The following is a 22775-nucleotide window of genomic DNA, read 5'->3' on the forward strand; positions in this document are numbered from 1 at the left end:
GAGTAAATTATTTACCTCAAGTCAACCCGGATTATCTTTTTTGTATACGTGTAGTAAAATCACCAATAATATTTTCATACTTTCTTAAAACCCTGTCCCAAGGTCGGAATAGTTCGTCTGATTTAACACTAGTTCTTGCAGAGCCACTATATTCACTATTTAATTTCACTTTATATGTAAGAGGATTTGAATTAGCTAATTTTAAAATAAGCCTGGTTCTAATTGTATTTTGCATGAAACTTTGAACAGACCATGCTGTTCTTAAATAACTGGTTTCCTTGTCACTGACTTCAATTGCATCAAAATAGTCAGTTACAATCATATAAACTAATTTCCAGGCTTCATCCTCTGTTAAATCAGGATTTACTACTATTTCAAAATCTACATTCGATTGATCTGTCTGAATAGATGCAATTTCTGAATCATCTTTTTGCATATCAAAAAAGAAAACTTTCGGAGCCTCAGGGCCTCCTTTTTTTCCACATAAAGTAGTTTCATACATGAGAAAACCTGGTTTGGTCGCCCGGACATTGTAACATTCTTTTGCGTCGAGTTTTAATGTATACGAGCCAATACCTGCCTTTTCTCCGTTGACAAAAATTTGTGCATCAGGTTCTGATGTCGAAATTCTTGTTTTTTGAGCTGATACTTGAGAAATAGCAATGAAAAATAAAAAGAGTAAAATAATTGATTTCATAATTATGATTTAAATGTTAAATAGATAATTATGTATAACCAGTAAAGAAACAAAAGGTTTATAGGTATTTTATTAAAAGTGTTGTCAGGTCCAATAACCGGCTTATTATGAATGTGTTTCTCTTAACGTTTACCAACGTATATATACAGCACATTATGTTTAGCCATTACAAGTTATAACTGATAAGTATAAACAAGTATAAAAAACCATTGTCTCCACCTAAGAGACAAACTATCAATAAGTTTAAATTACATTTATTTCTGTTTCAGCTAATAAAAAGACTTGATAAACCTGATTTTACGGTTTTGTGAATAGCTACCCGCGATATAATACATTTTTACTTTTGAAAATCTTGCAGTTAGATTAGTTTTGTTATAAAACAAAATTAAACCAATGAGAGCATTTTCAATTATCTTCCTGATTGTTGCCCTGATCGGATGCAATTCAAAAAATACCAAACAAGATTCAGCAAAAACAACCGAACCTTTGTGGTCGGTAAAATTTGCCGAAACCGTATTGCATGAAGCCGACAGTCTGATCTACTATAAACGCGATAATCCTAAATTCGAGTACGATTTTGCCTTTTTGGGCGATGCCATATATAAGCTTAAGGATATTGATCCGAAGTATGGCGCATACCTAAAAGATTATATCGATTATTTCCTCCACGAGGATGGCGAGATCGATGGCCACAAGCTTTCGGATTATAACATCGACCGTGTCCGGCCCGGTAACAGCATGGTTACTTTATACCAGGATTACGGCGACGAGAAATACCGGTTGGGAATAGAAACGCTGGTAGAGCAAATGAAAAGTCAGCCACGCACAAATTCGGGCGGTTTTTGGCATAAAAAAATATACCCCTATCAAATGTGGTTGGATGGTTTATATATGGCCTCTCCGTTTTTGGCTCGTTATGCCAAAGAATTCGATCAGCCGCAGTGGTTTGATGAGGTGACTTTTCAGTTGCAGGAAGTGTACAAACATACGCTCGATGAAAAAACGGGCCTGGTTTACCATGCCTGGGACGAAAGTCGCGAGCAACGCTGGTCTAACAAGGAAACCGGTCAGTCGAAACACTTCTGGAGCCGTGCCACAGGGTGGTACATGATGGCTTTGGTTGATGTGCTGGAAAACCTGCCTGAAGACCATAAAGACAGGGAGGCACTGATCTCTATTCTAAATGATTTGAGTGAGGCTATTCTGAAGGTTCAGGATGAGGAAACAGGATTGTGGTACCAGGTAATGGACAGGGGAGGCGAAGACCGCAACTACCTGGAAGCATCTGGATCGGCAATGTTTATCTACGCATTTGCCAAAGGAGCTAAAAACAACTGGCTGCAGCAGGATTATTTTGACATCGCTGATAAAGCTTTCGACAGTTTAGTTGAAAACCTGGTTACGGAAGATGAGAATGGATTTGTAACTTTAACCAATACCTGTGGCTCTTGCGGTTTGGGAGGAAATCCGTATCGCGAAGCCGATTATAACTACTACGTTACAGAAAAAAAAGTGGATAACGACCAAAAAGGTGTTGCACCTTTGATTGTGGCCGCCATTGAATTAAATAAATAGAATCAAACAAAACCGAAAATGAAGATGAGAAGATTAGTACTGCTGTTATTTGCTGTTGTTATGATTGCAACGGCTCAGGCACAAAATAAAACCGATGTAAGTTTATTTATGCGCTCGGACAGTTTGCAACAGAGCGAAATTAGCGCCGAATCGGGCGATCTGTACAATACAATCGGGCATCATGGTCCGGCTGTAGAGAACGAGTGGATGGCCCTGCGCATTTATTTTAGCGATAAAGTGGCTATTGATGTTTATTCGAAAGCTAAACCTCAGCTTGAACTGCGGGAAAAAGTGTGGTATCCAACGGCTGAAGATCAAAAAAACGGTTGGGGAGCCGATTATTACAAAGCCGGCGAAACCGTGGGATTGGGTGGCGTACGTCTTTGGGACGGAGAGAAAGTTATTCGGTTGAATCCGGTTTCAAACCGTACGGCTCGTGTTGTTAAAGAACCTACCTGCTCGTACATGGAAATGTTATCGGAAGACGTGCCTTACAAGGGGCAAAAAATTGATGTGTTGGTGCGCGTTACGGCGTATTCGGGCGAACGAAATGCCAAAGTGGAAGCTTTTGCTTTAACCGATGAACCCGTACAATTTGTTACCGGGGTGAATTATCACAAGGGACAGGAGATTTACAAAAAGGATGGATTGATTGCCACATGGGGTTTACACCCCGAAGATGTAGCTGCCGAACTGGTTGAGTTAGGCGCAGCTATAATTTATGATCCGGCTGATTTTGTAAAAACTGAAGACGATGGCACGCAGTTTCTTCTCATCAGCAAACCGGGCAAACAATTAACAACCTGGGTATCGTCGGCTTGCGGTCGTGAAGCAGAGATCAATACCATGGAAAAGTTTATCGGCTTTCTTGAAAAGTGATAAACGAATATAAATCGATCTGAAATAAAGTGTCTTATACCGAAACTGGAAAAAGCTTTCCGGAGGGTTAAACAAAAGTTTAAAGCAAAAAACAATTTTGAGGCTTAAACTTTTGTTTAAACGCCGGCGGAGCTCCGGTGAAGGCTTAAAAGTTTGTTTAAACGCTTCCGGTCTTCCTTTTGAGGCTTAAACGTTAGTTTAAACGGCGTCGGGCGTTCCTTTTGGGGCTTAAACGTTTGTTTAAACCTCGTCGGGTGTTCCTTTTGGGCTTTAAACGTTAGTTTAAGCCCTGGCCGGCAAGTTTTTGCCTTTTAAACTTTAGTTTAAGGGTAAATTCAGGATTTTTTTCTGATTGACATTAAATATTTCAAGGTTCTAAGGCTTATAGAGCCCAACAATTACCAGTTTATCGCCCGAATCATCCACCTCGAACAAATGCGGGATCCGAACATAACGACCGTTTACATCTTTATGACTGTGTGCCGACAGGAGTAACTTTCCCTCGAAAGTACGGAACAGCATACCATGACCAAAATTAGGAGGAGTAATTGGTTCTTTCTCCTGTAGCCACGGGCCATCCAAAGTGCCACTTTCGGAGTAGGCAACACCCTGAACATAATCGCTAAAAACCCAGCTGGTCCATAACATGCCCAGTTTACCGGTTTGGGTTTCGAATAACCACGGTCCGTCGGTAACTTTATTCGGGGTGATGTTTCCCTGCTCATCTTTCTCGCGGCTCCATGGCGAATCGTGTGCACGAAATAAAACCTTTCCTTCTCCAATCGTTCCCGAGAGGTCCGGTTTTAGTTCTATCTTTTCAATGGTGCCGTTCCAGTTTTGCAGCCACTCGTAGCAGTAAATCATGTACGGTTTTCCGTCTTTATCCACCCAGAAGGTTCCGTCTAAAGTGGGTTTGTCGGCCGGCAGGTATATGGAGTCTTTCATCGGAACATAAGGCCCGTCGGGTTTGTCGCTTACCAAAACATGACTGGCGCGTCGTTCAATTTCATTTCCTTTTACCGTGTCGATAATCACTTTGCGGTTCGTGAAAGTGGCAAAGTAGTAGTACTTGCCGTTGTATTGATGCAATTCGGCAGCCCAGATCATGGGGCGCGGCCCCATCCACGAATCAGGATCGGTTTGTGCCACCACAAAAGGGCCCGTCCACAGTTTCATATCTTTACTTTTCCAAAGCAGTCCGCCTGTTCCGGTCATGTAATATGTGGCGGTGTTTTTATCGGCCAGAATGCACGGGTCGCTCAAACGAATCGAATCCAGTGGTATATTCTCTTTTACTTCGGGTTTCCAGTTTTGCGCGAAAAGAGGTGCAAAAGAGGTGGTGAAAAACAGGACGATTAAAAGCCTTTTCATAGGTCTCAGTTTATGCGATTATCAATAAAAGGGGAGCTGCTATTTACTCAATTTGTAAACTTCGCTACCAGCCAACAGGAAACATCCCAATCCGTAATCTTCAAAATCGGGTTTGCTGGTGTAGGTTACCGGCTGTCCGTCTTTAGGCTCTTTTCCGGTTCCCTGCACATAGCCTAAAAATCCATCTTCATGAACCGATTCGGTGGCCAGTGCATCCCAACCTTTAGTTATTGCCGGCATGTATTTTTTTGCGCTCAAAATACCATTGTTCACTCCCCACGCCATGCCGTAAACAAACATCGATGTGCCGCTTGCCTCTTTGCCCCCGTAATTATTCGGATCGTGCAGACTGGCATTCCAAAAGCCATCTTCGCGCTGAATGGGAAGTAAGGCTTTCATCATCTCCTTATAAGTTTTTAGGTATTCTTTGTAGTGCGGATCATTTTCGGGTAAAATATCCATTACCCTAACCAGTGCGGCCACCACCCAGCCGTTTCCACGGCTCCAGTAACAATCTTCACCGTTTGGCTCTTTGTAAGGCGGTGTGAAATCGGCATCGCGCCACCATAAACCATCCTTTTTATTATACAGGCCCTGTGTTACTTTGGTGTCCATATACATTTCGTACATGCGCTCCGAGTATTTGCTATCTCCGGTAAGAACAGCCAGTTTGGCAAATACGGGCATGGCCATTTGAAGGGCATCAATCCAGTCCCAGTCGTCAATTTTATCCGTTTTTAGCATCAAGTCTACCGAGGCTTTAATGTCTCTTATGCGCTCCGGTTTTTGTTCGATGTTATACAAATCGATATAGGTTTGTCCGGCACACTGGCTATCGGCATTTCGCGAATCAACGCCATATCGTAATCCCCAATTGTGCGCCTGGCCCCAGTCGATCGCGTATTGCAGGTAGGCCGGGTCGGGTTTGATGGAATACAAAGCCATTAATCCTTCGTAATAAACTGCCCGTGTCCACAGGTTGCTGGGACGTTCTTTGTTCGTGATCACGTTCACCCCCGGATCTGGCCACTTTTTCATCAGGTGGGCATTGGTCAGTTCCATTTTTTCTATTACATCAGCTTTTAATGGAAGTTGTTGCGCGTTCAGCAGGTTAATTGATCCCGCAATGAGGCAACTGATGAGTACAATTATTCCTTTTTTCATATAATAAAAATAGTTTGATTTAAAAGTGATTACTGCATTTTAAGTTTTTGATCCCGAGGATCTTTTACCGATTCTTTACTGATTTTGAATATTTTAGTTACCATCAGGTTTTATTAGCTCATAATTTGGGCTGTCGGGCCAGAAAAAGTTTTGCCAGCTATCCGGCTGTTTAGGGTCGAAAGTCTTCCAGTCATCAACAATGTATTTTTTTAACTCGTTATCATTGTCGATAAGTTCCTGAACAACGCATTTTGCCAGTTCGTAAGCCCCGTAAGGACTAAAATGTGTATTGTCAGCCAAGGGTTTATCCTGATTGGGAAAAGCGTTGGCAGGGTAGTGAACAAAGGCTTTTTTTGAGTTTTCTACTCCCAAACTTTCATAAAAATATTTACTCATTAAATTAAGGTCGATGAGAGGAATATTTTCCCGGGCTGCTAACTGGCGCACAGCATCGGGATATTCTTCGAGTGTATTTACTATTTTGCCTTTTTCATCAAATTTTCTTCGGTTAGTTGAACTTACCAATACGGTTTGGGCTCCTTTTTCTTTAGCCGATTTGATGTAGTAACGGAGTTCATCCTGGTAAGTGGTATACGGTTCTACATGGTTGCCGCCGGGTTTTTGATCATTGTGTGCGAATTCAATAAAAAGATAATCGCCAGGTTTTATCAGGCTTATTATTTTTTTTAGACGATTTTCGCGTCTGAATGCTTTTAGGGTTTCTCCCGATTCGGCATAATTAGCGACTACAATTTCCGGTTTTAAAAAGCGTGTAAACATTTGTCCCCACGATGCCCACGGCTCGTATTCCTGGTCAACCACTGTTGAGTTGCCGGCCAGATAGATTACCGGTAAATCGTTGGCCTCCTCAATTATTATTGACGAAACGCAAGGGTGGGGACCGTTAAATTCAAGAGTTAGGTGCTTATCCCAGTTCAGGTATGTCATTTCCCGTGTTTTCCGGCGAATCTCCTCAGTGGCATTAATTTGTGGCGAGCGGCGATCAACAATAATGGTTTTGGTTACGATCTCACCTTTTTTTGTTTGAATATTTTCAAGCATTAAACGGCGTGATTCCGCTTTTACAGTGGTAACAGTAGCTTCCCTGGCGTTTCCCAGTGTTAAGGTAATTTTGTAGCGGCCTTCAGGTACATCAACCTGGAAATAAAACGGTGCATCGGAACTTATCCAGTCATCGCTTGCTTTGTTTGACCCATTCTCCTGACCTGTGTTTAAAGCAAGCTCACTAATAATTCCAAAACCATTCTCTTTTGAATACGATGTTGCAGGAGTTACAGCCTGATAGCCGTCGGCTACTTTTCCGTTTCCAAAATCAAATCTCCATTCACTCTTTTTTTTTTCGGTATAAAACTGTAGCGAGCTGTCGTTAATTCTGATGTCGTGTGTTTTTATCAGTTCTATCATTTCTGCTCCAGCCAGGATAACAGGGCCGTATCCGTGAGCGGCGAATACGTTTACCGGCCGGTAATAGTAAAATGCTGGATCAAAACCCATGCCTGTTCCCACGCAAGTACCTTCTACCTGTCCTTTTTCGTTCACTTTTGTTGATACGGCATTCCAGGCCAGGCAGGCTACCGGACCATAAACTTTTGCATCAACATAACCACGGTTAATCGCCCGGGCAATTGCATAGGTATAAATGGCTGTAGCCGATGTTTCCAGGTACGTATCGTTCCGGTCGATCAGCTGATGCCAGAATCCTGTTCCATCCTGGTAACTGACCAATCCCTTTATGTGGCGTTTTAACAGGTCGAGCACCTTATCTCTTTTGGGATAATCTTCAGGAAGTACTTCAAGCAGTTCTACCAATGTCATTACTGCCCAGCCGTTTGCTCTTCCCCAGTAAAACTGCGGATGTTCTTCCATATCCATTATCCAGCCGTGCATGTACAGCCCCTTTTCGTAGTTGAACATACGATTTGAAAATTGTATTACCTGTTTCACGGCATCATCAAAATATTTAGTGTCGCCACTGTAGCTACCCATTTGAGCCAATGCCGGAACGCTCATAAACAGATCGTCGAGCCACAGGGAATTTGGTTGTGGACGATTGCGTGCCAGTGTATTGTCTTCAAAACGAAATTGTTTGTTGCTGATGTAATCGATGTAACTTTTTATTCTGCTGTCCAGATTTTGGGCTTTTCCGCTGTTGCTTGCTTTAATCATGGCTGCACAAATGGCTCCGCAATCGTCGAGTGCGTGAGGATGAACGGAGCGGTACAAGGCGTATTGTGCGCCTGGGTTTTGTTCTTCAAACTTTGTAAACGCATCCAGCGCTTTACCCATAAAATTGAGCCTTTTGCTTGTATAAGCTGCGTACTTCGGATCTCCCGAAGTTTTACTCGCGAGCAGCATGCCGGCATAGGTAACTCCCCATTCATAACTGTTTAACCGAAAGTCGCCCGGCATAAAAATGGTATTTTCATCCACTTTTGAAAAATCATTAATTTCTTTCCCGGTATTTTTATCCTGGAGTTTGGCAGGGGTGCTTTCATTTAAATAGTTATAAATTTTGTCGATGGTTTTTATAATATCATCTGGATCTGGTTTTCCGTAAGGGGTGGGATAATCCGGTTGAAGCAGATGCAGCGGAGTAGTTACGTCGTTTACTTTTTGAGCCGATACTGTAAAGCCAAACAAGGTGCAAATGACAGTAAAAATGGTAATTAATTTCTTATTCATATCGTTTATGGTTTTTTAGAATCAGAGTTTAAATTCATTATAGTTTAATATAAATTCGTATAGCCTCTTAACTTACTCTCTCCTAAATTTTGTATCTCTTCGGTAAGCGTGAGGGCATTAAATCGGGCACCGTAAACATTTGTGTGAGTATGATCACCCGGAAAAAACTGCTTTACAATTTTTGGTCCCATAGCTTCATATTCAACGGCAATAGCGTTGTTTAAATCAATAAAGAATGCTTTTTCTGCTTTGGCTGCCTCTTTTGCCCATTTGCCGTAATTGTCATCTACCCTTTCTACTTTTCCGTCAGGCCATTCATTTCGTGGAATTTGTGAAAGTACAATAACTGATACCCCCCTGGCTTTAGCGTCCTGAATGTATTTTTTTATGTACCAGCCATAGGTATGAACGATTTCTTTCGAACCATCATCACGGGTCACTTCCATCGTCTCATCGCCCGTTCCGGGTAGTGATCCCCTGTATTTGGGTTTGTCGAGGTTGCCGCCGTCGTTGTGTCCAAACTGGATGATTAAGAAATCGCCGGAATTTAACTGTGTCCGCACCTCATCCCAGAGGCCTTCGTAATGAAAACTTCTGCTACTTCGGCCTCCACGTGCTTTGTTTAAGATAAGAAGGCGTGTAGTATCCATATAATTATAGAGTTCGCGGCCCCAGCCAACGATCTCATCGTTTCCATCGGCAACGGTTGAGTCTCCGATTATAAATACCTTTTTCTTTACCGGAAAATTTATTTTTGGATTCTTCAGCAAATAATCTTTTAGGTAACATTCATCCGATTTTTTTAGTTCCTCAACAATCAGGGTGGCCGCAAGCACTGCACCTTTTGCCGAAGTATGCGTATGATCTCTTTTAAAGAAATAATGACCGGTGACCGCATCTTCGCCCAATTTCTCCATGGCAATTGCCATTTTTTCATTCAGGTTGATAAACTCAACTTCTTCTGAATTAGCCACTTCTTTGGCCCATAATCCATATTTCGTATCATTTCGCGGAACCTGGCCATTTTCCCAGTCATTTCGCGGAATAGGCGACATAACAACAGGTATTGCTCCTTTTGCTTTGGCTTCGGCAATGTACTGCCTGATGTACCATCCGTAGGTATGAACAATTTCATGAGCACCGGTTAGCATATTATCAATCTCTTCCGTGGCGTCGCTAATTCCATAAATGGTCCCGCGTGCTCTAAAATCGTCGTTTATCGGGCCATCATCGTTATGACCAAACTGCATAAACAAATAATCGCCGGGTTGTATTTTTCTGAGTACTTCATCCCATAAGCCTTTACTTCGGAAAGTACGACTACTGGTACCTCCCAGCGCGTGGTTCTCTATGTTTACTCTGCTTGTATCGAAAAACTGAACCAGAGGATCGCCCCAGCCCCAAAGTCCGCCGGCCCCGTCACCGCGTCCGTTTTTTACAGTTGAATCGCCTATGATATATATGGTTGGTTTCCGGTCCGAATTTTCTTTTTCAATTTCTTTACATCCTGCAAAAAAACAAAGAACCAGGATAAAATTAAGAACTCGTATCATATTGAATGTTTTATTAATCCCTGTGAGTAGTTTTTTATTGTTAGTTGCGTAAACCGAAATAGAAATATAAGGTACGTTTTTTAGGTTTGTCCATCTTATTCAGTTCTCCGGCAGGTCCCAGATTCCAGGTATCGTTGCTGATTCCCATGGCTAGTTTGGTGCCGAGTGGAGGAATGCCGTCGAGGAAAGAAATATCGCCTTTTGGCAACACCGGGTAATTCCGTGGCCCGGAAATTCCATAAAAATCAAAGAGGCGCACATACAGGTCGTCTTCTTGTGCTACAACCGTAAATTTCCCATAAACGGTATTGAACTCCATCCACGAAACATCGGCATAGTAACCTTTAAACTGAGGGTATTGCCAGTTGTTATCGCCGGGAAGTACATTATTGTACAAACGCTGAAAAACATCGAGACGGCCGCCCTGTAAACGGTTTTTCCAAACATGCGCCGGTCCTTCGCCCAGCCATTTTGCACTGATGATATCCGATTCCGGAAAATCAAAACTGATACCGGTAAAATACTGCTCGCCTTTTACCTGGTATTCGTAATCAAGCTGCAGCCAGCCACTGTTGTACATGGTCCACGACAGTTGTTTGATGTCGCCGTCATAACGCATGTTTAAACGGTAACTGTTTTCATTTTTGCTCTGTTCTATAGTAAGCAGTTTGGCATTTCCACTCACCAGTACCGGTCCGTTTGAAAAGGGTAGAGGCAGGCCAAAATCATTGGCAAGCTTCCGGATTGTACCGTCTTTTTTACTAAAAGTAACTGCAATTCCCGAGGCTTTTAGTGTGATCAGCGAATCGTTTTCATTCACCTCAACCGACGAACTGATATTGGTATCGCCTTCCTGACGTTCAATCGGTAAAATATTATCTTCCTCAATTCCTAGGGCTTTTAGTGCTTTTAATCGCTCTTCTTCGCTTTCATTCAGGTCTTTTTCAACCAGTTTAACCACTTGGTTGGCATTGCCGTCGGTTTTCCAGCTCCAGCAGTATATTTCGTTGTTCGATGGATCGAAAGCACGTAGGTACAATGCATCGTACTGCTTGTAATTGGCTGGCAAATCCAAATCCAGCTTGCCTTTCTGAACCGGAGCCACATCGGGGCTTTCTGCCGTTCCACTTTTTATTACTTTATGAAATACGCCACGTTGTTCGGGCAGACTAAAATCAACCAATTGCCATTCAAAACGCACCTTGTTCAGGTTGGTAAAATGGTAGCGGTTTTCCAATGGAATAGTACCGTCAAAACCTTCAGGAAGTTTTTCCATTTCAATTTTCACCGGGCTATAAATCTCGCGCATGGCATAAAAGCTGCCTTCCTTTTCACGATGCGGACCAACCAGCCCGTCGGGAGCATTTACACGATTGGCATCAATAACATTGTTCATGTCGGTACGCACCAGGCCTTCGTCGGCGAGCACCCATGAAAATCCACCTGCCGATCGTTCCGAGTTCCAGAACAACTCCCAAAAATCGGCCAATGCTGTGGCACCGCCACCATCATCCTGCGCATGCAGAAACTCGGTAGGCATGTATATCAGGCCTTCTTCCAGTATCTTTTTCGAGCTGTAATAATTTTCGTAGTGGTTGCAGTCTATTCCGTTAAAATCGTTACCGGGGCGGTGATGCGCATGAATTACCGGCCGTTTCGACGGATCGTAAAAACCATAATCGTCGTCTAATTCTTTATTGGTGCCACCTTCGTTTCCGTTGCTCCAGAAAATGATGGAAGGATGATTCACATCACGAATCACCATTTCTTTTACGAGCTTACTGCCTGATTTGGTATCGTAAGCATTTTGCCAGCCGGCCAGTTCATCCAACACATAAAGTCCTAATGAGTCGCAGTACTGAAGAAAAGTTTTATCCGGAGGGTAGTGTGCACAACGGACCGCATTCATGTTCATGGCTTTAAGTAGTTTCACATCGTCAAGATCGATTTTCGGATTGATACATCGTCCGGTTTCGGGCCAGAATACGTGGCGGTTTACCCCTTTCATTTTAATTTTGGTGCCGTTCAGGTAAATACCGTCTCCTTCTCGTATTTCAATGGTACGGAAACCAAACTTTTCAGAGAGTTCGTAAATGGTTTCACTTTCATTTTTCAGACTTACTTTTACTGAATACAGATTTGGTGTTTCTGCTGTCCAAGTTGCGGGATTTTTGATTTTGCATGCCAATTCAACCAGCGAATCACCTGCTGAAATCCGTTGCCGGCATGTTTGTATCAGATCTCCTTTACTGTCGAGGATTTGAGCCTCTATCACCTGGTCGTCTTTCGCATCAATCGGGAAAGTTTCCATTGTAAACGATCCGTCGGCTTTCGCATTAATGGCTACCCTTTCGATGTAGCTTTGCGGAACTGCTTCCAGGTATACGGGGCGGAATATTCCACCAAATATCCAGTAATCAGCGTAACGTTCGGCGTGGTTCACCGATGCATTCTCCGACCACTTGTCTACCTTAACTTCCAGCAGATTTTCTCCATCAGTCCTGAGCTTGTCGGTAATATCGTATTTAAACCGGTAAAACGATCCCTGATGAATGGGACCGGCCAATTCGCCGTTTATTTTCACTTCGGTGTCGGTCATCGAGCCTTCAAAAACAATAAAAACACGTTTGTTGTTCCAGTTTTCAGGCAGGTTGAACCGGTGTTTATACAAACCGCTTTCTTTGGCATAGTCGAATTTTTTTCCGTAAGTGCGATAGTCGCGGCCATAGTCGTACTCGCCAAAGCCCTGTTGCTCCCAGTGCGACGGAACTTCAATTTTTGTCCATGCACCGATTTTTCTGCCGGCAGTGCAGTAGAAATCCCATGCCACGGTGTTTTCACTATCAGTTCCCGAGAGGTATTTTATTTCTTTTTTGGCCGGATTTGCCCAACCGAAATTGATTAATAGAACAAAAAGTAATGTTGTTGTAGTTCTTAGAAATGAATTCATAATTAGCGTTTTAATCTATTTGGATGGAAAAGTTCTTTCCTTTCTTTTCAATAATTGCCTGGCGTGTATTTTCCTGGTACGACCAGTTGTCGGCGCCGTAAATACTGTTCGGTTTGGATGCCCGGTTAACAAGAATGGTGTAATCATGGTCTTTCTGACCTTTCACCTGAATCATATTTCCATTTTGGCTGGTAACTATCTCTACTTCCGAGTAATAAAATCCATCGCCAAGCGGTTCGTAAAAATGTAGAGTGGCATCTTCCTGTTTCAGAATATACAGCTTGAATTGCCCGGAATACAAAGTGCTGTCTCCATTAACCAGCGCTTTTTCTTCGGTTGGATTAATCGGGATAATTACAGCATCAGCATTGCGGTTGATTGCCTGAAACTGTTCTTCCAGCGTGAGTTTGGATTCTTCCTGAACTGTTTGTGAATTGGTTTTTATTAATTCGGGTTGCTCAATATTATTGCACTCCGTTAGCGCGATGGGCTCGCCGCTAGCCGTTTTTAATACAACGTCTTTCATGGTCCAGTTGCTGGCGTAAGTGAGCTGACCACTTTCCTCTGCTTCAACCGAAACATTTTCCCAGCTAATGTGGTGAATGTGACGTTCGGGGTAAGCATTGGCATAAAATGCACGTTTCGCTTTTTCCACTTTAATATTGCTGAGTTTGATGTTTCTAAACTCCGGAATTCCTTTTTCTTCGGGAACAACACGCTGGCTCAGTACCCGCCAACGGTCTTTAATTTCTTCTTCAGGAATATCGTCGGGAATCGTGCAGTAGCTGTACTCGGGGTACCAGTTTAATTCAAAATGAAAAGGATTAGCCACATTTTCCATTTCGATATCATGAAAATGAATGTTTTCGATAAGTCCGCCGCGTACTTTTGCCGATTTAAAACGGATTCCGATATTGGTACCAATGGCTTTTAAACCATATACTTCGATGTTACGCATGCCGCCCGAGGTTTCGCTTCCCAAAGTTATTAAACCATGACCGGCGCGCGTGATGCAGTTACGGTAAACGATATTTTCTGCAGGGCGGTTAACCCGCAATCCATCGGCATCTTTACCGGCTTTTATACAAAGGTTATCGTCGTTGCAATCAATATCGCAATTCTCTACCAACACATCTTTTGAGGAGTCGGTATCAATGCCATCAGAACTTGGTCCGTGGCCGCCAATGTTGTTTCTGACCACCAGCCCGTCGACATGCACGCGGGTACTGTAAGTAAGCGAAACGGTCCAGAATCCGGCACGTTTTACGGTAAAATCCTTCAACAGCACATCCTCCGATTTCCAGATAACAACAGGGCGCACGCGCTCGCAATCGTAATCAACTGCCCAGCGAATACCCTTGTCTTTGTACTCGCCCCACATGCCACCACTGTATTTCGGATCGCCCCAGAATTTGTCCCACCAGTATTTTCCGTTTCCATCAATCACCCCTTTTCCGGTAATACGCACATTTTTTTCGTCGTAAACATTAATCAGTGCAGCCGGCCATTCCATTTCAATTCCGGCAATGCGCGTCCACTTTCGTGGGTAATAATCGTTGTTCTGAATGGCCTGAATTACAACGCCCTCTCCGATATGAAGTTCCACATTCGACTTTACAAAAAGTGCTCCCGACAAATAGGTTCCAGCCGGAAAAATCACTTTTGCTCCTCCCGATTCTGCTGCAGCATCAATGGTTTGCTGAATGGCTTCTGTTGTTAGTGTTTTTCCGTCTGCTATCGCACCAAAATCGACAACATTAAAAGTTTTGTCAGGAATTACAACGAAGTTGTCGTTGTAAAAGATGCTTTCAAGACGATTAACCAACTCGCTTTTAGTGCTTTTTTCTGCTTTTTGATTACACGAGAAGGCAGCAATTGTAATCAGTATGGCAGCAATTTTCTTCATCATATTCATATTTTTTCCATTAAAATACGGGCGAAATATTTTCCCATTTTACATCCCATTTCCCATCTTTCGGAAATCCCGGGTTCTCCTCGGTACAACCGTCCCATCCGGCACACATCATACCTATGGTAGTCAACAAACCTCCGTTTCCTGGCAGGTAAATTCTTAACCTGTCATCCTGGAAATTGTGACCGTTTTTCAGGTAAGTATTTTTTTGTACGTCTTTTAGTAAAAACTCCAGTGCCATTTCGGGTTCTCCTAATCGCGTGGCGCACATAGCTGCCATTGGATAGTCCCAGCCCCAGGTTCTGTCCCAGGTCCATTTTTTTGCCACTACATGCATGGTATTGCGCATAATCTCCGGATCAACTTTATCCCATTGGGGGAGAATGCCATAAGTGCCAAGTACCATAGGATGGTCTCTCATCAGTTCCGGATTGGTATAGGAATCAGTTGCTCCCTGAATTCCCAGATAAACATCTTCATTTTTATCGGGAGCAGCCAAATTTAATCGCACATTTTCCCATTTTTCCTCTTTTGGTTCACCAAGGCGTTCTTTCCATGTTTGTGCAGTTGTTAATCCCCAATACCAGTAGGCCAGTTCGAAAGGAGGATTGGTGGTTGTTTCGCGCGGCCAGTGTTCTTGCGCCGGAATTAGGGGCGGTGCCAGGTCGTAGCGATTTTGTTCAGCGTTCCAGACCGGGAAATCAGCCATAAATTCAGCAGTTTCGAAAACCAGTTTTTTGTATTTATTCAAAATCTCTTCCGATGGATTTCGGCGATACATTTGTTCTGCAAACCAAATAATATGTGGTTGTTGCCAGATCAGATACGAACCAACCGATGAAGGGCTGTTTTCATGATTGGGACCCAGCATTTTCTGCCACCGTATGCCTTCGTATCCTTGGTCGGTAGCTGTTTGTTTTGCTTTGGTGTACATCTCGTAGTAGAAGTCAAGTTGCTTTTCCACGAGTTGTTGGCGTTGCCACTGTGTAAAATGGGCAATGTGCCACCAATGCATTTCCAGATGGTACTTGCCAAACCAGCTGTTGAAGGTTAAGCCGGTTTCCTGTGGAGGGAGCGATCCCGAACTTTGCACCTTTGTAAGGTACTGCGAAAGTACAGTCCGGCGTTCGAGCTCTTTGGCACGCGGATCAGTGCAGCCCGAAAAATCAACAACACCTCCGTTTTCCCAAAAAGCTTTCCAGCTTTGTATGTTATTGGCTTTTGTTTCTTCAAAAGAAATTGGCTCACTTTTATTTGGTTCAGAAGCGAACAGGCAATTAAATTCCAGTGTTCCACCACTTTTGGGTTGAAGCGTAAATTTATGCTGAGCCTGCTTTTTAAACCTTGCATCGCCTTGCCAGTTTACGCTTACTTTATAATTGTCATCATCCAGTTTACGGTTGAAGATCACCGAGTTTTCTCCTGCCGGTAACATTTCAGTTTGATGTTTGCCGGGCGATTGAAAATCATATCCGGGGTGGACGTGAATGGGCACTGCATAAGGAAATTTCCACTGAACAGCCAGTTGTCCCGTTGCAATTAACGGCGACTCAATTTTTGCCGAAACCTGATCCTGATTCTGATGACAATAAACTTCCACTTTTACAGGTTGACCTTCAAAATCAAAACTGCTGGTAATTTTTCCTGTCCACATATCCAGACTATGAATAGGATTTTTTATATCCTTTATGGTGGCGTTTTCTCCGCTTTCTTTGGTGAGCACAAATCCGATTATTCCAAGATGCAAACGGTGCGGATTTTCTCTAAAATAATTGCAGGCAGCTTGTTTCCTGGCATCATCAGAAATTTGATGACGATAAGGGACTTGCCGTCCCTCGACCTCAAAGTATTTCAGGGTTTCCGACCATTCATAACCTTCGGTGTTAGGTGTTGTATGCCACCCCCAGTTGGATTGGGTGCCCAAAGGAACACCATCGTGATAGTCATGGAAGAACGTTTGAAGTCCGGTAATATCGGTGGTAAAGGCAAACTCCCCATTGCCAACGGTAAGGGATTCCAAGGGATCAAAACTTTCTATAAGCACATTATTGCGGGTTACCAGTGCTTTCCGGTCGATGACGTCATTTTTGTTTTGAACGCTACAGGAAATAAACAGGGCGACCAAAAAAACGCAGATTGATAGTTGTTTCATCGTTAGTGGTTTAATGATGTTATTTTTGCGTTAGTTTCGAAATCGTTACTGGGCCTAATAATCCCGACGGCAGTGGTTCCCAGTGCGCTGCTGTAAAATTCCCGTCTGCACCGCGGTTTTCTCTCTCGTGAGCCGCAAAATTAATGTTATAGAATTTCTTGTAGTTCACCTTGTTTTTATCCATGTCGATAATTCGGTTGGCCATCAGGTTGGTTACTTTTAGCTCAAGTATATTTTGCTCCTGTAACGCTTCTTTTTGCAGAACAATTTGAAAAACCGGCCCAATCAGTGTTCCTGTTTTTTTCCCGTTCAGCCACACTTCTGCCGATTCGTGTACTTCGCCTAAATCAAGCAAATAATCATTATCGTTGTTTTCAGCAATCTCAAAACTGGTTTTATAGCTGGCAGTACCGGAGAATTTTTGCAGCTCATCTGATTGTTTGGTCCAAGATTTTAGTTCATCAGTTTTATAAGGTGCGGGTATAGTCGGGCCTCCTTTTTCAAAGGTGACTTCCCACCCGCCATTCAGCTCTGTTTTTAGGGCACTTTGTTCCCAAAGTGGATAAGCCTCAGCTTTTACTTTTGTGGAATACCATTGCAGAATGATGGTTTCACCGGGTTTTAATTGTAGGTAAACCTGTGTTTGTCCATCACTATTTTTTTGCGTGCGTGCTTTACCAAATGTTTTATCCATCGCATTAAATAAAACCGCTTCCTTGCCTGATTTTTGAAGTGTGACCCATTGGTTCACCGCTTTTTCTGACCAGTTTGAAATAAAATAGCAGGTACCGTCCTTACGTTCAACCCGGTTATACCAAAGTCCTTGCTGAGTCAATTCTTCGCTGTAAATACCGGCGGCATTTAATAGGTTTGGCACGTTTTTGCCCACAAGAATTTTACCACTTCCGCTTGCAGCCGATTGGTAATTCTCTTCAGGAGTAAACTTTAAATCATCAATCAATTTTTGTGCCTCCGCCTGTCGGATTTCAAACTTGTTTAAACCCGGATTTTTTGAGGGAATTTCATTTTCGAAAATTATAATAGCGCCATTTTCTGCCAGATTAAAAAGGTGTTTTAATGTTTCTAAAGGAATCGTACTACAGTCGGGAATTACAATGGTTTTGTAGGAGGCTCCGGCAGCTTGGATTTTTCCGTTGGCGTAGCTTAATTTCCGGATTTGTTTGTCGGATATGTAATCGAATGAATACCCTTGGGTAAGAAGTTTATTGCTGATTTCAGCAGTAAGTTCTTCACTGTGGCCACCAAAATGAGGGAGTACATTTCTGTCTCTTTCTGTCCACGCATCGTAAATGGGAAAATACAAAAGGATGTCGTTATCCGGTGTTGCATTTTGCATAAACGATTGGCAGTTGGTAATGTATTCGTTCACCACTTTTAAATCGTTCCACCAGGTGTTTGTTGGCGCAAAGTGAACAGCTGCGTAAAACATCCATCCGGGCCATTTTTCGCCCAAAGGCGAGTAAGGAGTGCCATGATAAACGATGTGATTAACACCATTACGCAGGTAGTTGTCGGCATTTTGTTTTACATCGGCCAGAGTGCTTAAAAAGTGCTCGTTAAGCCAGGTTGCAGCCTCGCAGGCAATTAATGGTTTGCCCGAAGTATGTCCGGCAGAAGTTGCCATTTTTATGCGCATCGGATCGGTGCCTTCGGTTTCCGGAATGTGGCTTGCTTCGTACAAATCGAGAATGGCAGCCGGCGAACCATGGGCCTGGTTACGGATGATGGTGTTGTATGATTCGGCCCAATCTGCCCAAACGATGGTGAACTTTTCCAACAGTAAATCGGAAATTGTTTCGCGGAAATCGCACAAAACACGCTGGTTGGTTTCTTCGTCCATATCGCCAAAAAGCGCAGGAAGTTTTGTTTTTAAGTCGTAGCCTCTGCGTTTTTCAAACTCTTCAAAAAAGAGGGGAGTCCAGTTGGCATCGCCAGAGGCGTCGTCCACTTCGTATGAATCGTTAAAAAATGCCCGAAGCCCCGTCAAATCGATGTCTTTGACATTTTTATCAAAATCGGACAGAAATATTTTTGTTGCTTCTTCCGAAAAATGGTCGATCACATTTCCTTCACCACCGGTTCCGGCACGTTCTACCATTTTGCCGTGCCAGCCCTGAAATACAGCATATAAATCCCAGTTTCCTTCGGGAGCTGTCCAATCAAGAATCCCGTTTGCGTTAACGAAATTAGTAAAATCAATAGTTTCTCCCTGCGCACTAAAAGCCATCAATGTTTGGAGTGGCAGCGGTTTTTCGAAGCGTACCTGGTCGAGCGCTAATTCCTGTAAATTGGTATTGCCGCTAATTGGGAATTTTACTTCCGAGATATCAACTCTCTTGTTTACGGCACGCACCAAAGAAGGCTGGATAAACTCAATTTTTTCCTTAAGTTGTTCACCTGATTTTAAGTGGTACTTTTTGTATTGAACGTTTTTGCAGGCTTGTTCCGCATCAATCCACGGACCTCCAAACGGCCAGCCCGATGCATTGGCCAGATCGACACCCAACCCCAGTCGTTTCGATTCTTTTAAAGTATGCTCAAACATTTCCATCCATTCTGCTGATTGAAATGAAATGGATTTATCTTCATCACCTTTAACATCGTAAATGGGCGTAATTTCAACACCTCCAAAACCGGCGTTGGCCAGTTCTTCGAGATTAGCCGTTAAGTTCGCTTTGTCGACGGCACTGCCGTGCCACCACCAGCGTGTCCAGGGTTTGGTTTCGTTGGTTTGATCAGGCCACTCCGGGGTGGTTGTTTTTTCGCATGAAGTAAATACGAAAATGGTAAAGATTAACAGGTATAAGTTTTTAGCTTGTCTCATCAGTTGAAGTATTTTCCGGTTGATTTATTTAGTTTTCCAAACCAGTACGCCTGCTGTCGGAATTGATTTGTCTCCGATCAGAATTTCGGTACCGGCAGGTAAATCCATGTTATAGGTAATGTTAGAATAGTTTACGGCAATTCCGTAACCATCGCGGTACTCCACCATAACACCTTTTGGGTAATCTTTTACATCGATATTGAGGCGGTCATAAAGTTTATCCAGAACTGCACGTTCCAGTTGGCCATCGTGACTGTCGGCTCCAACATAAGTAACTGTTCCTTTGCCCAACTTATTAAACGTTACAGCTGTTTTTCCGGTATAATAATCACCGCTAAAAGTTCCCCAGGTTTCGGTGCCGGTATTGGTTTTCAAGATATCCCCCCATGTTGTCCATGCGTATTTTTTATTGTCCATTATAACTGTGTCGGGTGCAAAAGGACGGAGCAAATCGTAGAACTCAATTTCGCCACCGATTAGTTCATAGAGCGGCTCGGCATGTTTTGCCTGCCACAGATGTCCGAATTCATTCTGATGCCCTGTGCGAACCGACATTACCAGATTGCCGCCGTTTTTTACATATTCAGTTAGCTTGTCAACCAGTTCTATACTCATTTGCTGATAAGCCGGAGCAACAAGTACCGGATATTGTGAGAAGTCCATAGAGTCGCGGACAAAATCAACCGGCGCACCAAATGCTTTTAATGCTTTATAGTACTTCAGCACATGGCCTTCGGTATCCCATGTCGAATTTTGTTTGTTGTTGTTTATGGCAACTGTATTGTCCGGATCATACAAAATAGCTGTCTTCCGGTTTAAATAGTCTTTCGGGATTTGCCCCTCAGAAGGATTGTTACGAAGCACTTCTATTTCGTCGATAAATTTTTCGTATTCTAAGCCGCCCGGTGTAGGTGTTACGCCATCGGGGCCAACAATGCCGTAATGATACTGCTCGTAGCCGTAAATGGGGGCACGAAAACGGTAGGTACAGGTAAATTTGCTACCTCCGGCAAATACATGCCACAACCACAGCCGCACTGCTCCGGGCAATGGCTGCGAGTTGATCGAACCCCAGTTTACCTGTCCGGGTTGCAGCTCCATTACACCATAAATCGGCGTTAGCGGTCTAAAGTAATCGTTGGCCATGGCAATGCGCGAGTATTCGCCCACGCGGTAACCTTTTGGGCCAATTCCGGTATGTTCGCCATAAACCATGTAACGGGTGTAGGTAATAAAATCCAATTCCTTGCTGGCGCCGGCATAACGCGCATCATAATAGGGGATGTAATTGGTGGTAATCCACTGATCGGGATTTGCATATTGTCGAATTACTTTTGCCTGGTCATCCAGAAAACTTGATGTTTCGTAATCGCAAAAACGGCTGTGATCCAAACGTTGGTACAGGTTCATTCCCCATTGCGAGTGTTTCGGAATATTTATCTGGTCGAACCGGGTGTAAGTACCGCTCCAGAAATTGGTTCCCCATGCTTCATTCAACGCTTCAATGTTACCGTATTTTTCTTTTAACCATGCTCTGAAACGTTTTTGGGCATCTTCGCCATAATCCACATTGGCAGCAGGTTCGTTATCCAATTGCCAACCAAATATCCGGTCGTCGTTTCCGTAATGTTTGGCCAGTTCCTCAATCATTTTCAGTGAATAACTGCGGTAATATTCGTTGGAAAAGGAGGCGTGCTGGCGCGATCCGTGATCCATTTTTGTTCCGTTTTCGTGCTGTTTCAGAATATCGGGGTGTTTGCGTACCAGCCAAACAGGCGGGGTAGCGGTTGAGGTGCACATTACCACTTTTAGCTTGTATTTGTCGGCCAGTGCCACTGCACGGTCGAGCCACGCAAAATCGTACACGCCTTCTTCCGGCTCCAGTTGCGCCCACGCAAACTCGGCAAAGTGGGTAAATTCAAAACCCATTTCGGCCATCTTTTTAATATCTCGTTCCCACTGACTTTCGTCCCAGTGTTCGGGGTAATAATAGGCTCCAACCGATGTTAATTCTTCGGGCGGGAAATAAATGCCCTCATTTTGTGCGAAACCGTTGACTAAAATAAAATGACTAAGAATAAAATAAACCAGAATGAATTTGGAGTTGAAAATTGAGTTGGTACCCATAATTGAAATTTAAGTTTAGATTATCATGTTTTTATATGACGTAAAGAATTCCGAAGATATCTAATTAAGAGGAATTTATTAAGTAATAAATGCCCGAAAATCACAATTTTTTCTCCCTTTTTAACATGTATTTTTTTTCGTTTTTATTTTCTCGAATTTCGACAAGTTATTTTGAAAAATTTGAAAATGAATATCCAGAGTTTTCTGTAAATGGGGGAGTTCTGAATATTGTTGGGAATGAAGTTCAGAGTAAATCAAGGGGAAAATTGAATGCGTAAAAAATTTGAAGTTAAATTAAGGCTTTGATTCACTTATTCTCAAAAGGAACTTTGATTTACTGTATTTTTAGCGACCCATTTTCCTGTAAAGTTGAAGATCTCAATACTTTTAAGGTTGTTGAAAATCTTTTAGTTTTGTAGTATCAACCGTATAAAATTTAACCGATAAGTTATGGCAAGCGAGAAAGTATTTAAAAACAGCAAACGCTGGGAAGATCTTGGCGATGGCGTGGCGCGTCAGATTATGGGCTGGGACAACCAGATTATGATGGTAAAAGTAAAATTTGAAAAAGGTGCCGTTGGTGCCGAACATTCGCATTTTCATACACAAACTACTTATTGTGTTAGCGGCAAGTTTGAATTTACCATGGACGGCGAAAAAGTAATCGTTGAGCCCGGCGACGGTTTGTATATAGAGCCGAATATGTTACACGGAGCACTTTGTTTGGAGCCCGGAATTCTGATCGATGTTTTTAGCCCGGTTCGGGAAGACTTTTTGTAAGGACTGAAGGGCTGAAGGACTGAAGGATTGATGGATTGAATGCGCGGTAACTTTGTGAAACTCTGTG

The 22775-nt window shown here is 43.1% G+C and carries 13 protein-coding genes; 3 read left to right on the forward strand and 10 right to left on the reverse strand.

Annotated elements, in window-relative coordinates; translation table 11 throughout:
• Positions 1 to 31 precede the first annotated feature (31 nt).
• A complete protein-coding gene (locus LH29_RS09415; RefSeq protein WP_045028091.1) occupies positions 32 to 697 on the reverse strand; it encodes a hypothetical protein in 666 nt (221 codons plus the stop codon).
• Positions 698 to 1090: 393 nt separating this feature from the next.
• Between LH29_RS09415 and LH29_RS09420 the strand changes: the two genes are divergently transcribed.
• Positions 1091 to 2272, forward strand: coding sequence for a glycoside hydrolase family 88/105 protein (locus LH29_RS09420; RefSeq protein WP_045028093.1), 1182 nt, complete (start codon positions 1091 to 1093; stop codon positions 2270 to 2272).
• A gap of 24 nt (positions 2273 to 2296) precedes the next feature.
• Entirely contained in the window at positions 2297 to 3151 is an 855-nt protein-coding gene (locus LH29_RS09425) for a DUF4861 family protein (RefSeq protein WP_198152388.1), read from the forward strand.
• A 375-nt stretch (positions 3152 to 3526) separates the two neighbouring features.
• Here the strand turns inward: LH29_RS09425 and LH29_RS09430 are convergent, their stop codons facing one another.
• From LH29_RS09430 to LH29_RS09470, 9 genes are all read right to left on the reverse strand, one after another.
• The gene (locus LH29_RS09430; RefSeq protein WP_045028099.1) at positions 3527 to 4522 is read right to left on the reverse strand and encodes a glycoside hydrolase family 43 protein; all 996 of its coding nucleotides are present in this window, start codon (positions 4520 to 4522) and stop codon (positions 3527 to 3529) included.
• A 39-nt stretch (positions 4523 to 4561) separates the two neighbouring features.
• Positions 4562 to 5686, reverse strand: a complete 1125-nt coding sequence (locus tag LH29_RS09435) for a glycoside hydrolase family 88/105 protein (protein WP_045028101.1) — start codon at positions 5684 to 5686, stop codon at positions 4562 to 4564.
• 93 nt (positions 5687 to 5779) lie between these two features.
• A complete protein-coding gene (locus tag LH29_RS24765; RefSeq protein ID WP_082063514.1) occupies positions 5780 to 8389 on the reverse strand; it encodes a glycoside hydrolase family 88 protein in 2610 nt (869 codons plus the stop codon).
• A gap of 44 nt (positions 8390 to 8433) precedes the next feature.
• Positions 8434 to 9942, reverse strand: a complete 1509-nt coding sequence (locus tag LH29_RS09445; RefSeq protein WP_045028104.1) for a rhamnogalacturonan acetylesterase — start codon at positions 9940 to 9942, stop codon at positions 8434 to 8436.
• A 40-nt stretch (positions 9943 to 9982) separates the two neighbouring features.
• Positions 9983 to 12892 (reverse strand): glycoside hydrolase family 2 protein, encoded by a 2910-nt coding sequence (locus LH29_RS09450; RefSeq protein ID WP_045028106.1) that lies wholly within the window; start codon positions 12890 to 12892, stop codon positions 9983 to 9985.
• A 10-nt stretch (positions 12893 to 12902) separates the two neighbouring features.
• A complete protein-coding gene (locus LH29_RS09455) occupies positions 12903 to 14801 on the reverse strand; it encodes a glycoside hydrolase family 28 protein (protein WP_198152389.1) in 1899 nt (632 codons plus the stop codon).
• Between the two features lie 16 nt (positions 14802 to 14817).
• Entirely contained in the window at positions 14818 to 16956 is a 2139-nt protein-coding gene (locus tag LH29_RS09460; protein WP_045028109.1) for a hypothetical protein, read from the reverse strand.
• A 19-nt stretch (positions 16957 to 16975) separates the two neighbouring features.
• Positions 16976 to 19801 (reverse strand): glycosyl hydrolase, encoded by a 2826-nt coding sequence (locus tag LH29_RS09465; protein WP_045028112.1) that lies wholly within the window; start codon positions 19799 to 19801, stop codon positions 16976 to 16978.
• Between the two features lie 24 nt (positions 19802 to 19825).
• Entirely contained in the window at positions 19826 to 21928 is a 2103-nt protein-coding gene (locus LH29_RS09470) for a beta-galactosidase (RefSeq protein ID WP_082063515.1), read from the reverse strand.
• A 450-nt stretch (positions 21929 to 22378) separates the two neighbouring features.
• Here LH29_RS09470 and LH29_RS09475 point away from each other — a divergent pair, with 450 nt between their 5' ends.
• Positions 22379 to 22708, forward strand: a complete 330-nt coding sequence (locus LH29_RS09475) for a cupin domain-containing protein (RefSeq protein ID WP_045028115.1) — start codon at positions 22379 to 22381, stop codon at positions 22706 to 22708.
• Positions 22709 to 22775 lie beyond the last annotated feature (67 nt).

Origin of the sequence: Draconibacterium sediminis (genome assembly GCF_000949475.1) — a bacterium.
Classification (GTDB): domain Bacteria; phylum Bacteroidota; class Bacteroidia; order Bacteroidales; family Prolixibacteraceae; genus Draconibacterium; species Draconibacterium sediminis.